This window comes from Nocardiopsis sp. TRM 82005, from assembly GCF_056312425.1.
Genome location: NZ_JBWDTQ010000004.1, coordinates 139,066 through 153,915 on the forward strand (window position 1 = coordinate 139,066; position 14,850 = coordinate 153,915).

General features: G+C 71.5%; 12 protein-coding genes. 10 read left to right on the forward strand and 2 right to left on the reverse strand.

Annotation, left to right across the window (positions count from 1 at the left end; translation table 11 throughout):
- The first annotated feature begins 584 nt into the window (after positions 1-584).
- From AC0T5L_RS01945 to AC0T5L_RS01975, 7 genes are all read left to right on the forward strand, one after another.
- Complete coding sequence (locus tag AC0T5L_RS01945) at positions 585-2,066, forward strand: amino acid permease (RefSeq protein ID WP_476163579.1); 1,482 nt, start codon at positions 585-587, stop codon at positions 2,064-2,066.
- Positions 2,067-2,303: 237 nt separating this feature from the next.
- Positions 2,304-3,113: a carbon-nitrogen hydrolase family protein gene (locus tag AC0T5L_RS01950; RefSeq protein WP_476163580.1), complete on the forward strand. Its 810-nt coding sequence runs from the start codon at positions 2,304-2,306 to the stop codon at positions 3,111-3,113.
- Positions 3,114-3,227: 114 nt separating this feature from the next.
- Positions 3,228-4,937, forward strand: coding sequence for a flavin monoamine oxidase family protein (locus AC0T5L_RS01955; protein ID WP_476163581.1), 1,710 nt, complete (start codon positions 3,228-3,230; stop codon positions 4,935-4,937).
- Positions 4,938-5,282: 345 nt separating this feature from the next.
- The gene (locus AC0T5L_RS01960) at positions 5,283-6,359 is read left to right on the forward strand and encodes an aromatic ring-hydroxylating dioxygenase subunit alpha (protein WP_476163582.1); all 1,077 of its coding nucleotides are present in this window, start codon (positions 5,283-5,285) and stop codon (positions 6,357-6,359) included.
- The gene (locus AC0T5L_RS01965; protein WP_476163583.1) at positions 6,359-6,592 is read left to right on the forward strand and encodes a hypothetical protein; all 234 of its coding nucleotides are present in this window, start codon (positions 6,359-6,361) and stop codon (positions 6,590-6,592) included. The genes AC0T5L_RS01960 and AC0T5L_RS01965 overlap by 1 nt, the downstream gene beginning before the upstream one ends.
- A gap of 83 nt (positions 6,593-6,675) precedes the next feature.
- A complete protein-coding gene (locus AC0T5L_RS01970) occupies positions 6,676-7,644 on the forward strand; it encodes a PDR/VanB family oxidoreductase (RefSeq protein WP_476163584.1) in 969 nt (322 codons plus the stop codon).
- Between the two features lie 98 nt (positions 7,645-7,742).
- Entirely contained in the window at positions 7,743-8,495 is a 753-nt protein-coding gene (locus AC0T5L_RS01975) for an IclR family transcriptional regulator (protein WP_476163585.1), read from the forward strand.
- A gap of 49 nt (positions 8,496-8,544) precedes the next feature.
- Here AC0T5L_RS01975 and AC0T5L_RS01980 read toward each other — a convergent pair whose 3' ends face one another.
- Positions 8,545-9,906 carry an MFS transporter gene (locus AC0T5L_RS01980; RefSeq protein WP_476163586.1) on the reverse strand — a complete coding sequence of 454 codons (1,362 nt, stop codon included), beginning with the start codon at positions 9,904-9,906 and terminating at the stop codon, positions 8,545-8,547.
- 119 nt (positions 9,907-10,025) lie between these two features.
- Positions 10,026-10,490, reverse strand: a complete 465-nt coding sequence (locus tag AC0T5L_RS01985) for an Lrp/AsnC family transcriptional regulator (protein ID WP_476163587.1) — start codon at positions 10,488-10,490, stop codon at positions 10,026-10,028.
- 164 nt (positions 10,491-10,654) lie between these two features.
- Between AC0T5L_RS01985 and AC0T5L_RS01990 the strand changes: the two genes are divergently transcribed.
- From AC0T5L_RS01990 to AC0T5L_RS02000, 3 genes are all read left to right on the forward strand, one after another.
- Complete coding sequence (locus AC0T5L_RS01990; RefSeq protein ID WP_476163588.1) at positions 10,655-12,298, forward strand: alpha/beta fold hydrolase; 1,644 nt, start codon at positions 10,655-10,657, stop codon at positions 12,296-12,298.
- Positions 12,299-12,377: 79 nt separating this feature from the next.
- Positions 12,378-13,220, forward strand: a complete 843-nt coding sequence (locus tag AC0T5L_RS01995) for a GNAT family N-acetyltransferase (RefSeq protein WP_476163589.1) — start codon at positions 12,378-12,380, stop codon at positions 13,218-13,220.
- A gap of 231 nt (positions 13,221-13,451) precedes the next feature.
- Entirely contained in the window at positions 13,452-14,675 is a 1,224-nt protein-coding gene (locus AC0T5L_RS02000; RefSeq protein ID WP_476163590.1) for a multidrug effflux MFS transporter, read from the forward strand.
- Positions 14,676-14,850 lie beyond the last annotated feature (175 nt).

Consider the following 14,850-nt stretch of genomic DNA (forward strand, 5'->3'; position numbering starts at 1 on the left):
GACGAGGTCGAACTCGGGGGCGGAACGGCCACCGCCGAGGAGACGGGCACCGAACGCGGTGGTGTCAGCGCACCCGAGTGGCGCGCCGCTCCCCTCACCCCGTCCTCCTGAGGCCCGCGCCGTTACCTGACCCCGCCGTCCGGACGGTTCGTGCCGTCCCGCCACGTCCACCGCGGGACCGAACCCGTCGGCGTCCGGTTCGCCCCAGCCGGGGCCCATGCCGGGTGGGCCTCCGCCGGCTCCGTCCGCCTGTCGCGGTCCCGCTGCTCGGCGTGTCCCGGCCCCCTCTCATGTGACCAGGGCTCTGACCAGCGTGTTCGCTGTCTGACGTGTCAATCGTCACACAGGGTGATTTTATGTGGCATCACTCACAGAAGCGTGCGTTCTGTTGCGCGTGTACGCACGATTGCGCTGATTCCCACTGACAGACGCAACGAAGGTGGGTCATGTTACGCAGGTAACGCGGCTACCGTTGCTGAGGGCATTTTCAGGTCGTTACAGGTACGAAGCGATCTCCCCTGCCCCCCGCCGTCCCTTCTCCCGGGGGAGCGGTGTGCCCGCACACAGGAACGAGGAGTAATCACGTGGTGGACCAGAAGAGCACGGCGGATACCAGCCGTGCCGGCGGCCCGGGCGGTGTGCCCGGGCTGAAGGAGCGCCTCCTCCGGCGCAAGCCGATCGAGAAGCTCGTCGCGGAGACGGAGGACACCGAGGGCGTGGGCCTCCAGCGGCACATGGGCTTCTGGCAGCTGTCCATGATCGGTATCGGCGCCACCCTCGGCACCGGCATCTTCGTCGTGCTGGGCGAGGCCGTGCCCGTCGCCGGGCCCGCCGTCATCCTGTCGTTCGTGCTCGCCGGGGTCACCGCGCTGTTCTCCGCGCTCGCCTACGCCGAGATGGCCGGGATGATCCCCGCCTCCGGCTCGGCCTACTCCTACAGCTACGCCACCATCGGCGAGTTCATGGCCTGGGTGTGCGGCTGGTGCCTCATGCTCACCTACGGAGTGTCGGTCGCCGCCGTCGGTGTCGGCTGGGGCCAGTACATCAACGAGCTCCTCCAACTGACCACGGGCCTGTCCCTGCCGGGCGCCGTGCTCACCGGCCCGTTGGAGGGCGGCCTGGTCAACCTGCCCGCCGCCATCGTGGTCCTGCTGTCCATGTTCGCCCTGCTCGCCGGGGTCCGTGAGAGCAGCCGTGTCAACGCCGTCATGGTCGCCATCAAGGTCGCCATCCTGGTCATGTTCGTGGCCATCGCGATCACCGCCGTCCAGGACGGCAACTTCGCCCCGTTCATGCCGATGGGCATGGCCGGCGTCAGCGCCGCGGGCGCCACCCTGTTCTTCTCCTACATCGGCTTCGACTCGGTCTCCACCGCGAGCGAGGAGGCCAAGAACCCGCAGCGCGACCTGCCCCGTGCGATCATGTTCTCGATGATCCTGGTGACGGCGATCTACTGCCTGGTCGCCTTCGCCGCGATCGGCGCGTTCGACTGGACCGGCTTCGTCGACGGGGAGACCTCGCTGGCGGGCATCCTGACCCAGGTCACCGGCACCCCCGTGTGGGCGGTCATCTTCGCCGCGGGCGCGGTACTGGCCCTGGCCAGCGTGGTCCTGGTCGTTCTCTACAGCCAGACCCGCATCCTCTACGCGATGTCGCGCGACGGACTCATCCCCAAGGCCTTCTCCACCGTGGACGCCAAGGGCACCCCGCGAGCGAACACCCTCATCACCTCCCTGGTCATCGCGGTCCTCGCCGCTCTGGTCCCGCTCGGTCCGCTCGCCGACGCCACCGCCATCGGCACGCTCTTCGCGTTCGCCCTGGTCAACGTGGCCGTCCTGGTGCTGCGCCGCAACCGGCCCGACCTGCCGCGCGCCTTCCGCGTGCCCGGTGCCCCGGTCACCCCGATCCTGGGCGTGCTCGCCTGCGCCTACCTGATGTTCAGCATGCCGCTGAGCGTGTGGACGGCCTTCCTGGTCTGGCTGGCCGTCGGTCTGGCCGTCTACTTCGGCTACAGCATGCGCCGCTCCGCACTGGAGACCGACGCGGTCGCCGAGAGCCGTTCCTGACGGATTCGCGAGCTCACGAGGGGCCGGGGAGCAGTTCAGTTCATTCCCCGGCCCCTCGCGTGTTCCCCCAAGGCTCGTGACACACCGATACTGGCGCGGATCGGCGACAGCACGCATGAAAACGCGGCAGTTCGGCTCAAATACGCAAGCGACCACAGGTTCGGCGCACTGTTTCGACGCCTTCGTCCACCTAGAGTGGACGCGGCCTCGTAGCGACGGAGGAACAGGAGGTGAGGTGTGACACGCGGACCCCTGCGCGTGGCCCTGGACCAGGGCACCGGGCACAGCGGCGACCCCGCCGACGCCCTTGACCGGCTCGCCGGCCGGGCCGAGGCCGCGGCCGAGGCCGGAGCCCACCTGCTCGTCGGCCCCGAGATGTCGCTGACCGGCTACAACCTCGGCCCGGACGGCCTGGCCGAACTCGCCGAGCCGGCGGACGGCCCCCTCAGCGAAGCCGTTGCCGCCATCGCCGCCGACACCGGTGTCGCCATCGTCCACGGCTTCCCCGAACGGGCCGACGGCACCGTGTACAACGCCGTCCAGCTCGTGGACGCCGCCGGCACCCGTCTGGCGACCTACCGCAAGGCCCACCTGTTCGGCGACCTGGACCGCGGCGCCTTCGCCGCGGGCGCCGACCCGGTCGTCCAGGCCGAGCTCGGCGGAATCCGTGTCGGCCTGCTCGTCTGCTACGACGTCGAGTTCCCCGAGACAGTACGCGCCCACGCCCTGGCCGGCACCGAGCTCCTCGTGGTCCCCACCGCGCTCATGCTGCCCTTCACCGAGGTCCCCGAGCGGATCGTGCCCGTGCGCGCCCTGGAGAACCAGCTCCACCTGGCCTACGTCAACCGCTGCGACACCGAGGGCGATCTGCGCTACGCGGGCAGGAGCGTCCTGCTCGCCCCCGACGGCTCCGAGACGTCGCGCGCGGGATCCGGGGAGGAACTCCTGGTCGGCGACGTCGACCCGGATGCGGTCGCACGCGTGCGCCGGGAGCAGTGCTACCTGGACGACCGCCGCCCGGCGATGTACCGGACGCTCACCGTATGACCGCCTCCTGAACCCCGCCGGACCACCGACACCCGGACGCTTCCGCGAACACCAGCCACGTACGCAACCCGACCGGCACCCTGCCGGAAGACACCCATGTGAAGGAGGGGCCTGATGACGTCTGCCGTGCCCACGGCCGCAGGTGCCGCACCCACGCGGAACACGCCGCTGAACATGTGCGGGCCGGACTTCCCGTTCGCCTACGACGCCTACCTCGAGCACCCCGCCGGACTCGGGCAGGTTCCGGCCGAGCGCCACGGCACGGAGGTCGCCGTCATCGGTGGCGGGCTGTCGGGGATCGTCACCGCTTACGAGCTCATGAAGATGGGCCTCAAGCCGGTGGTCTACGAGGCCGACCGCATCGGCGGAAGGCTGCGCACGGAGAAGCTCGCGGGCTGCCCCGACGACGTGGTCGCCGAGATGGGCGCCATGCGCTTCCCGCCCTCCTCCACCGCCTTCTGGCACTACGCGAACCGGGTCGGGCTGGAGACGGAGGCCTTCCCCAACCCGCTCTCCCCGGCCACCCCCAGCACCGTGGTGGACCTCAAGGGGAAGTCCCACTACGCCGCCGAGCTGGACGACCTGCCCGAGGTCTATCGCGAGGTGGCGCGCGCCTGGGAGAACACCCTGGAACAGGCCCAGCAGACCCGTATGCAGCGGGCCATCCGCGAGCGGGACGTGGCCACGCAGAAGGAGATCTGGAACGAGCTGGTCGCCCGGCTCGACGACCAGACCTTCTACGGCTTCCTGTGCGAGTCCCCGGCCTTCGCCTCCTTCCGCCACCGCGAGATCTTCGGCCAGGTGGGCTTTGGCACCGGCGGCTGGGACACCGACTTCCCTAACTCCATCCTGGAGATCCTGCGCATCACCTACACCGGTGCGGACGACGACCACATGGGCATCGTCGGCGGTGTGGAGCAGCTGCCGCTACGCCTGTGGGAGGACGCCCCGGACAAGCTCGTGCACTGGGCGCGGGGCACCACCCTGGCCTCGCTGCACGGCGGTGCCCCGCGACCGGCCGTCACCGCCCTGCGCCGCACCGCCGCCAAGGGCTCCCCGGCCGGGAACATCACGGTCACCGACACGTCGGGGTCCACCCGCACCTACGCGGCGGCCGTGTTCACCGCGCAGAGCTGGATGATGCTGTCCAAGATCGACTGCGACGAGGACCTGCTGCCCATCGACCACTGGACGGCGATCGAGCGCACCCACTACATGGAGTCCTCGAAGCTGTTCGTGCCGGTGGACCGCGCGTTCTGGCGGGACAAGGACCCCGAGACCGGCCGCGACGCCATGAGCATGACGCTCACCGACCGCATGACCCGGGGCACCTACCTGCTGGAGGGCTCCGACCCGGACGGCCCGGCGGCGATCTGCATGTCCTACACCTGGTGTGACGACTCGCTCAAGTGGCTGCCGCTGTCGGCCAACGAGCGCCTGGAGGTCATGCTCACGTCGCTGTCCAAGATCTACCCGGGCGTGGACATCCGCTCGCACATCACCGGTGACCCGGTGACGGTGTCGTGGGAGGACGAGCCCTACTTCATGGGTGCGTTCAAGGCCAACCTGCCGGGCCACTACCGCTACCAGCGCCGCCTGTTCACCCACTTCCGCCAGGACGACCTCGAGGAGCGCCACCGCGGCCTGTTCCTGGCCGGTGACGACGTGTCCTGGACGGCGGGCTGGACCGAGGGCGCCGTGCAGACCGCGCTGAACGCCGTGTGGGGCGTGGTCCACCACTTCGGCGGAGGGACCGACCCGGGCAACCCGGGCCCGGGCGACCTGTTCGACGAGCTCGCCCCGGTCGCCCTTCCGGAGGACTGAGGCGGCGCCCCTCCTTCTTCGGGCGCACTGACCACGGCCCCGGCCGCACGACGACGTGCGGCCGGGGCCGTTCTCCGTGTCCGGGGCCTGCTCCGCCCGGGGCCTCGGAAGCCGTGCGGTTCCCGGCGGGGTCCCCGCGCCGTCTGCGGCGGAACCCTTTCACTCCCTGAAAACGCTGCTGCGCCGAGGGCTCCACGTCACACAGCATCGTGACCCAGGCCACTCGGCGCGCGGGGTGCGGACCTTCCGGACCACGTGCTCCCAGCACCCCGGTGCTGCCGTCCGCGGCGGCGCGCCGACCCCGCGCGGGAGTGGCCGTCCATCGACGAAGGAGGCCGCGCTCCCATGACGGAGTTCGTTCGCAACCAGTGGTACGTCGCCGCCTACGGCGCCGAGATCGGCCGCGAACTGTTCGCCCGCACCATCCTCGGCGAACCGATCGTGTTCCACCGGACCGAGGCGGGCGGTGTCGTCGCCCTCGCCGACCGCTGCGTCCACCGCCGCTACCCGCTCTCCGAGAGCCGGCTGGAGGGCGACCGGATCATCTGCGGATACCACGGTTTCACCTACGACACCTCGGGCAGGTGCGTGTCCGTGCCGGGCCAGGCCCGCGTCCCGCGCACCGCCCGCGTCCCCGCCTACAAGGTGGTCGAGCAGGACTCGTTCGTGTGGGTGTGGATCGGTGACGAGGAGAGGGCCGAGGCCACCCCCGTCCCCCGAGCCCCCTGGCTGGACGACGACGGGTACACCGTGGTGCGCGGCATGGAGCCGCTCGCCGCCCGCTACGCCCTGCTCGTGGACAACCTGCTCGACCTGTCCCACGAGACCTACCTGCACGGCGGTTACATCGGTACTCCCGAGGTCGCCGAGACCCCCATCACCACCGAGGTGGACGAGGCCAACCGGATCGTCTACGTCAGCCGCCACATGGACGACGCCGAGTGCCCGTCCTTCTACGCCAGGTCCACGGGCATCGAGGGGCGCATCACCCGCTGGCAGGACATCGAGTACCGGCCGCCGTGCCTGTACCAGCTGCACAGCCGCATCGCGCCCGTGGGCGTGCTGCCACGCGAGGACGGCACGGACCCGGACGCGTTCCACGTGGAGGTCGTGTACGCCATCACTCCCGAGACCGAGAACAGCACCCACGACTTCTGGTCCGTCGCCCGCGACTTCGCCCTCGGCGACGAGGAGGTCTCGGACTTCCTCCGGGAGAACAACCGCACCGTCGTCCTACAGGACGTGGTCGCCCTGGACCGGCTGGAGAAGGTCGTCCAGCAGGAGGCCGACGGTTACCAGGAGCTGTCGGTCAACATCGATACCGGCGGGCTGGCCGCGCGCCGCATGCTCAGGAGCATGGCCGAGCAGGGCCGCGCCGGGACGGAGCAGGCCCCGTCGGCCGCCGGACGGGTGCGGTCGTGATGCTCGACGGCAACCGGCCCATGCTGGGCGGCGACGGCGTCGTGCGCATCCACTGGGTGCTGGGCACCGACCGGCTACGGGCGGTGTGCCACTGCGGCGCCGACCGGCTCTTCGAGGACCCGGTCGCGCTGTGGGACTGGGTGCTCGCCCACCCCGAGGGGCACGGACCCGGGTCCGGGGACGGTCAGGACCCCGGCTCCGCGGTCCCGGAACCGGCCGCCACGGGCGGGTGAGGCCCACCGGCCTCTGGGAGGCCCCGCCGCAGACACTGACCATACGAACGACGTCCGCCGTGGATGACGGGAGGGGCAGAGCGATGAGCGTGACCACGGATCCGTGCGACGAGCGGGGGTTCGACGCACGGCTGGAGCACCGGGAGGCCGTGGCCGACGGTGTGCTGCGGCTGACCTTCACCCGGCCCGACGGCGGGGAGTTCGCTCCCTGGGCGCCGGGCGCGCACGTCGACCTGGTCCTGGGGCCCGGCCTGGTGCGTCAGTACTCGCTGTGCGGCGATCCGGCGGACCGCACCGTGCTGCGGGTCGCCGTACTGGACGTGCCCGACGGGCGCGGCGGCTCGCGGCTCGTGCACGAACGGCTCGCCGAGGGGACCGTGGTCCGTCTGCACGGTCCGCGCAACAACTTCGTGCTCCTGCCGTCCCGCCGCTACGTGTTCGTCGCCGGAGGCATCGGCATCACCCCGCTGCTGCCGATGATCGCCGCCGCCCACTCCTCCGGCGCCGACTGGCGGCTGGTCTACGGCGGACGCACCCGCGCCTCCATGGCCTTTCGGGACGAGCTGGTCCGCGAACACGGGGACCGGGTCGCGGCGCTGCCCCAGGACGAGGTCGGGCTGATGGACCTGGACGCGCTGCTCCCCGAGCCCGGGGAGGACACCCTGGTCTACTGCTGCGGTCCTGAGCCCCTGATCGCGGCCGTCGAGGAGCGGGCCGCCCACTGGCCTCCCGGAGCCCTGCGGGTCGAGCGGTTCAGGCCCAAGGACGGGGAGGAGGATGCCAGGGGCGCGTTCGAGGTCGAGCTGGCCGAGTCGGGCGTGACCATCCGGGTCCCCGAGAACCGCTCCGTCCTCGAAGCCGTCGAGGACGCCGGGGTCCCGGTGCTCTCCTCCTGCCGGGAGGGCACCTGCGGGACTTGTGAGACCCCCGTCCTCGACGGAGTCCCCGACCACCGGGACTCGCTGCTCACCGACGAGGAGCGCGCCTCGGGGGAGATGATGATGGTCTGCGTGTCCCGCGCGCGCACGTCCCGCCTCGTGCTCGAACTCTGAGCGAGGGGCACACGTGGGCGGGCGCCTCGAACGGTCGCCCGCCCGTTAGCATCGCAGCCCACGGGGCTGTTGCCCGCCGCGGGACCAGGGAGCACGTTGTGACAGCCGAGCGAAGGACGGTCACCAGCAAGGTGCTCGCTCTGCTGGGGGCCTTCACCCCGGGCTCCCCGGCGCTCACCCTCACCGAGATGTCCCAGCGTGCCGGGATCTCCCTGCCCACCGCGCACCGCCGTGCCGCCGAGCTGGTCGAGTGGGGCGCTCTGGAGCGCGACGCCGGCGGCCGGTACCGGGTGGGGCTGCGCCTGTGGGAGGTGGCGTCGTTGGCGCCGCGCGGCCTGGGTCTGCGCGAGGCCGCCATGCCCTTCCTCGAGGACCTGTACGAGGTCACCCGCGAGAACGTGCAGCTCGCTGTTCGCGAGGGTCGGGAACTGGTGTTCGTGGAGCGCATCGCGGGAAGGCACGCCATCCCCGTCCTGACCAGGGTCGGGGGCCGCTTCGACCTGCACCCCACCGGTGTCGGCATGGTGCTGCTGGCATACGCGCCCCCGGAGCTCCAGGACGAGGTCCTGACCGCACCGCTGCGCGCCTACACCCAGATGACCGAGACGGACCCGGTCCGGCTGCGCAGGAAGCTCGCCCAGGTGAGGCAGACGGGATACGCGGTGAGCGCGGGGCAGGTGACGACGGACGCCCTGTCCGTGGGCGCTCCGGTGTTCGGGCCGACGGAAGGCGTCGTGGCGGCGGTGTCCCTGGTGATGCCCCTGAGCGAGGCCCGGCCCGCCGCCCTCGCTCCGGTCGTGCAGGCGGCGGCTCGGGGGATCTCCCGGGCACTGCGTACCTCTCGGCTCTAGGACGGGAACGGGGACGTCCGCGTTGGCGGACGTCCCCGGGGCACCCGGGTCAGGGAACGTCGCTCCTCCCCGCGGTCGGAAGCGTCTCCCGGATCTCCGCCCGGGCCAGGTCCGCGCCGCTTCCCCCCAGCGCGGCCACGGCCGCCCCGCCGAGCACGAACGCACCGGCCGCCACCGCGTAGAGCTGGCCGGAGGACCAGCCCGAGTCCAGCAGGCCCCCGGCGATCAGCGGGGCGAGGATCGCACCGATACGCCCGATCCCCAGGGCCCAGCCCACACCGGTCGCACGCACCGAGGCGGCGTAGGAGGAGGGGGCGATCGCGTACAGGCCCGCCACGCACCCGTTGGCGAACAGTCCGATGGCGCCGCCCAGGACGAAGGCCAGAGGCAGCACCCCGGTGGAGGGCACGAACACCAGCAGCATCACCGCCGCCAGGAGCGTGTACGCGATCAACACCCTCCTCAGGGCGAAGCGCGCGGCGACCACGCCCAGGATCGCGGCGCCGAAGATACCGCCCAGGTTGAGCAGGGTGCCGCCGGTGATGCCCTCGTTCGCGGACAGCCCGGCCTCCACCAGCAGCGCGGGTGTCCAGGAGGTCACGAAGTAGAACCCGTACATGACCATGAAGAACGCCGCCCAGACCAGCAGTGTGGAGCGGACCGTGCCCGGGGCCAGCAGCTGCCGTACGGGAGTCTGGGAGCGCTCGGCGGCCACCGGCTCCGGCAGTGCGTCCAACGGATCCTGCCCGAACCTCTCCAGCAGCGCGTTGAGCCTGGTCAGGGTGTTGCGCGGCCTGCGGGAGAGGAGGTGGTCCAGTGACTCGGGCAGGCGGACCAGCACCACGGGCACGAGCGCGGCCGTGGCGAGCCCGCCCACCAGGAACACCGAGCGCCATCCCCACTGGCCGACCAGCAGGACCGCGAGCAGGCCCCCGGCGGTGGCGCCGACGGCGTAGCCGGTGGAGTTGAGGCTGACCGCCAGGCCGCGCCAGCGCCGGTTGGCGGACTCGCTGGAGATGACGTTGGCGGATGCCAGCATGGCGCCGATGCCCAGACCGGTGAGGACGCGCAGCAGCCCCAGTTGGGCGGCGTCCTGCGCGGCCGAGGACAGCAGCATCCCGCTCGCGGCGATCACCAGGCTGAGCAGGGTGAGGTTGCGCCGTCCGATCACGTCGCCCATCGGGGCGAGCAGGATCGCGCCCGCGGCCATGCCGAACAGTCCCGCGCTGAGGAGGAAGCCGAGCTGGGAGCCCGACAGCCCCCAGTCGCCGGACACGGCGTTGGCGGTGAAAGCCATGACCAGGACGTCGAAGCCGTCCAGGACGTTGAGGGTGATACAGATGAGGACCGTGCCCCACTGGAACCGTGTCATCGCGCTGGCGTCGATGCGTTCTCGCAGGTGACCATCCATACGGGGGTGCCCTCCGTGACGTCGGTGTGAACTGCAACACATCGTCACGGTGGCCGGGAGGAGCCACAACGGCCCTTTTCATCCACTGAAAGCTCTTCTGCGGCTTCCCCCGCGGCGGGTCAGGAGAGGTCGGCGGTCCCGGCGAGGATGGGCTGGTCCACCAGGCGTGAAAGCACCAGCGTGCTCTTGGTCCGCACCATGAACGGCTCGGCGCCCAGCCGTTCGATGACCTCCTCCAGGTGGTGGGTGTCGCGGGCCCGGACCTGAACGATGGCGTCCGCGTCCCCGGTGACCGTGTACGCGGAGGTGATCTCGGCGTACCTCGACAGCCCCGACCGGATCTCCCCCGGTGACGTGCGGGCGCGGCAGTACAGTTCGATGAACGCCTCGGTGGTCCATCCGACGGCCTGGGGCTCCACCACCACCGTGAACCCGCGCACCGCGCCGGAGTCCACCAGCCGGTCCACGCGGCGCTTGACCGCCGAAGGGCTCAGCCCGACCTGTCCGCCGATCTCGGCGAAGCTCATCCGCGCGTCCGCGCCGAGTATTGCGATGATCCGCTCATCGACACGATCCAGCCGCATTGCGCCCCTTCGTCCCGTCTGCTTTGCCCGAGTCTGCTCCAGGCAGGGCACATGCTACCGGGGTGGGCCGACCCGAGTCCGGCAGCCGTCCGTGTCGCTTCCGTTTGTGACTCTCAGTAGTGATAACAATTCACTAAGTAATAAAAAGTGCGGGGGGCAGACGAGTGCGAACACGAAACCGGGCCGCGGCCTCGGCCGGGGTTGTCCTGGCCCTCCTGGCCGCGACGGTCCCCGCGCAGGCCGGGCCGGCGGAACATGTCCACGGGGCCACCCGCGTCGACCAGGAGGACCTTGCGTGGGGCCCCTGCGAGGACCTTCGGCCCGTCGCCGACGAGAGCCTGGAGTGCGCCACCCTCACCGTCCCCCTCGCCCGCACCTCCGACGGTGGCCGTGTCAGCGGTCGCGACGACACAGTCCAACTCGCCCTGTCCCGGGTCCCCGCCACCGGCGAGGCCCGGAACACCCTCCTGGTCAACCCCGGCGGCCCCGGCAGCGCCGGACGCATGTGGGCCTCGCACATCCACCGTCGCATGCCCGCGCGGCTGCGCGAGGTCTACGACGTCGTCGCCTTCGACCCGCGCGGCCTCGGCGCCTCCACCCCCTCCATCACCTGCGATCCGGACTTCTTCGCACCCGTGCGCCCCGACACCGTCCCGGCGGACGCCACCGCCGAAGCCGCCCTGCGCGCCGACGCCGCGGACTACGCCCGGGCCTGCGCGGACAACACCGGCCCCCTCCTCCAGCACGTCCGTACCGAGGACACCGCACACGACATGGACGCCATCAGGGCGGCCCTGGGCCGGGAGCGGATCGACTACCTCGGCTACTCCTACGGCAGCTACCTGGGCACCGTCTACTCCGCGCTCTACCCCGACCGGGTCCGCTCCCTGGTCCTGGACAGCATCGTCAACCCCGACAACCCCTGGTACGAGAGCAACCTCGTACAGAGCCGAGCCCTGGACCGCTCGGCGCGGGGCTTCTTCGACTGGGTGGCCCGCCACGACGACGCCTACGGGCTCGGCACCACTGGCGAGGAGGTCGCCGAGGCCTACTACACGCTGCGCTCGGAGCTGGCCGACAAGCCCATCGAGGACACCGTCGGCCCCACCGAACTGGAGATCGCCGTCATCATCATCGCCTACAGCGGATCCTCCTGGCCCTCGGTCGCCAGCGCGCTCTCCGCCCGGACCAACGACGGAGACGACGCGCCGCTGCTCGCGCTTCACGAGAACTACGGCGAGGACGCCGGCTCCGACCGGGGCTATGGCGGCTACCTCGCCGTCCAGTGCACCGACACCCACTGGCCAGCGGACTGGGCCACCTGGCGCGCCGACGCGGAGGAGGTCCACCGGGAGGCCCCCTTCATGGGGTGGCACAACATCTGGTACAACGCTCCGTGCGCGAGCTGGGAAGCCGAGTCCGACGACTGGTTCCAGGTCGGCGACGGTCCCGGCGAGCACCCCGCCTACGACGGCGACGCGCTCCTCGTGCACACCACCGAGGACGGCGCCACCCCCGTGGAGGGAGCCTTCGCACTCCGCGAGCGCCTGCCCGGGTCGGCGCTGGTGATCGAGGACGGCGGCCTCACCCACGGCGTCGCGCTCACCGGGAACACCTGTGTGGACGAGTTCGTCGCCGCCTACCTCCGCGACGGGGGACTGCCCGCCCGCGCCGACGGCACCGGCCCCGACGCCAACTGCCAGGGCCGTCCCGAGCCCCGGCCGAGCACGGCGCGCGACGAGCCCGGGACCACGGCCGAGCCCGCCGTTCCCGGACTGGCGGGGGCAACCGGGCAACCGGTCGAATAGGCTGGAACCAGCGCGAACAGGCTCGGTCAGTCGTCCCCCGGGGCCCACACGAGGTCACCGGGAAGATGGGGGAGATGCGATGCTGCGGACCTCGCCGGTACGGATCCTCGGAGAACGCGACCGGGAGTCCGTCCGTGCGCTCCTGGACACCGACCCTGTCGGCAACGTGTTCGTCACCTCCCGCCTGATGGCCACGGGTATATCCGGCGGCGTCGGCGGCGCCGAGGTGTGGGGGCACATGGACAGGGGCCGCCTGACCGCCCTGTGCTACTCCGGCGCCAACATGGTTCCCGTCAACGCCGGACCGGCCGCCGTTCGCAGCTTCGCCGAACACGCCCGCTGGCGTGGCCGCCGCTGCTCCTCGATCATCGGTCCGGTCGACGCGGTCAGTGACTTCTGGCAGCAGGTCACCCCCGCGTGGGGGCCCGCCCGCGCCATCCGCGCCCACCAGCCGGTGCTGGACATCAGCGACCAGCCCGACGTTCCCGCCGACCCGCTGGTGCGCCGGGTCCGACTGGCCGAACTCAACATCCTCGTGCCCGCGTGCGTGGCCATGTTCACAGAGGAGGTCGGCGTCCCTCCGGACTCCGGTGACGGCGGCGCGCTCTACCGGGCCCGGGTGGAGGAGCTGGTGCGCACCGGCCGGGCCTTCGCCCGTATCGAGGACGGCCGCGTGGTGTTCAAGGCCGAGATCGGCGCGGTCACCCAGCACGCCTGCCAGATCCAGGGCGTGTGGGTGCACCCGGACCTGCGTGGCCAGGGCTACTCCACGTCGGGGATGGCGGCCGTGGTCAACTACGCGCTCACGGAGATCGCACCCCACGTGACCCTCTACGTCAACGACTTCAACACCCCCGCCCGAGCCGCCTACCAGAAGGTCGGCTTCCGGCAGGTGGGGGAAGTGATGTCGGTGCTCTTCTAGCGGTCGGCCTGAGGACGGCGCCGGTGGATCACGGGCCCGGCCCCGGCCACGGAAGAGCTCGTACCCGTATCGGGGCCCGGCGCCTTGGCGCCGCCCCCTCCCCGAACCGAACGCTTTTTGACGGACTCGTGTCAGGCCCGCTCCCGTCGGCCCCTTTGAGGCGGCCGCCGCGGCTAGCCTGGCCTGAGGTCCGTGGCGCGCAGCGCCCTCCGTCCCTACGAGAGAGCGCCGATGCAGCACAACCCGACCGGCCGGGCACGCCTGGGCCTGGCCCTCCTCCTCGGCATGCTCGCCGTCCTGGGCCCGCTCAACATCGACATGTACCTGCCGGGCTTCCCCGACATCGCCGCCGACCTGGACGCCAGCGCCTCCCACGTGCAGCTGAGCCTGACCACCTGCCTGGTGGGGCTCGCCGTCGGCCAGGTGGTGGTCGGACCGATCAGCGACGCCCGGGGCAGGCGCGGGCCGCTGATCGCCTCCCTGGTCCTGTTCGTGCTGTCGTCGCTGCTGTGCGCGCTGGCCCCCGACATCGCCGTCCTGGTGGCGGCCCGCTTCCTCCAGGGGTTCACCGCCTCGGCCGGTATCGTGCTCTCCCGCGCGGTCGTGCGAGACGTGTTCGACGGCAACGAGCTGACCAGGTTCTTCGCCCTGCTGATGGTGATCAACGCGGTCGCGCCCCTCGCGGCACCGATCGCGGGCGGCGCCATCCTGTGGCCGTCCTTCGCGGGCTGGGAGGCCGTCTTCCTGGCCCTGGCGCTGCTCGGCGCGGTGATCGTCCTGGTCGTGGCGCTGCGGCTGAAGGAGACCCTGCCGGTGGAGCGGCGTATCCCCGGCACGGTCAGCGGGACCCTGAGGACGATGGGCGCGCTGCTGCGGGACCGCTCCTTCCTCGGCTACGCCCTGGTGGTCGGCCTCGTGCACGGCGGCAGCTTCGCCTACGTCGCCGGGACGCCGTTCGTCTACCAGGACCTGTACGGGGTGTCCCCGCAGGCCTTCGGAATCCTGTTCGGGGTCAACGGCGCGGCCATCATCGCCGGGAGCTGGGCGGTGGGCCGTTTCAGCGCCCGGTTCGGTGAGCGCCACCTGCTGCTGGGCGCCGTGGCCACGGCGGTGGCGGCGACCGGGGTGCTGCTCGTGGCGACGCTGGCCGGAGGTCCGCTGGCCACCCTCGTGGTGCCCATCTTCGTGTACATGACGTGCATGGGGATGATCCTCACCAGCTCCTTCGCGCTGGCCATGCACGGTCAGGAGCGGCGTGCGGGCAGTGCCAGCGCGGTACTGGGCGCGCTCTCCCCGCTGTTCGGCGCGGCGGTGGCACCGCTGGTGGGACTGGACGAGAGCACCGCCGTGCCCATGGGCGCCGCCCTGTTCGTCACCTCCGCCCTCGGCCTGGCGGTACTGCTGACCCTGGCGTCGCCGCGCGTGCGCGTATCGGAGGCCGACCAGACACGGTGACCCACGGCTGCCGCCGGGGCAGGCGTGGCGGCAGCCGTCCGGTACCGCCACGCCACGGGATCCCGGGCTAGGTCGTGTTTTTTGCATCATTTCGGTCCCGCCCGTCTCCCTCCACCACCCTCAAGGGAGAGCCTGCGGCTCCAGTCCCTCGCGGCACCGGGCCGCCTCTCGCTAC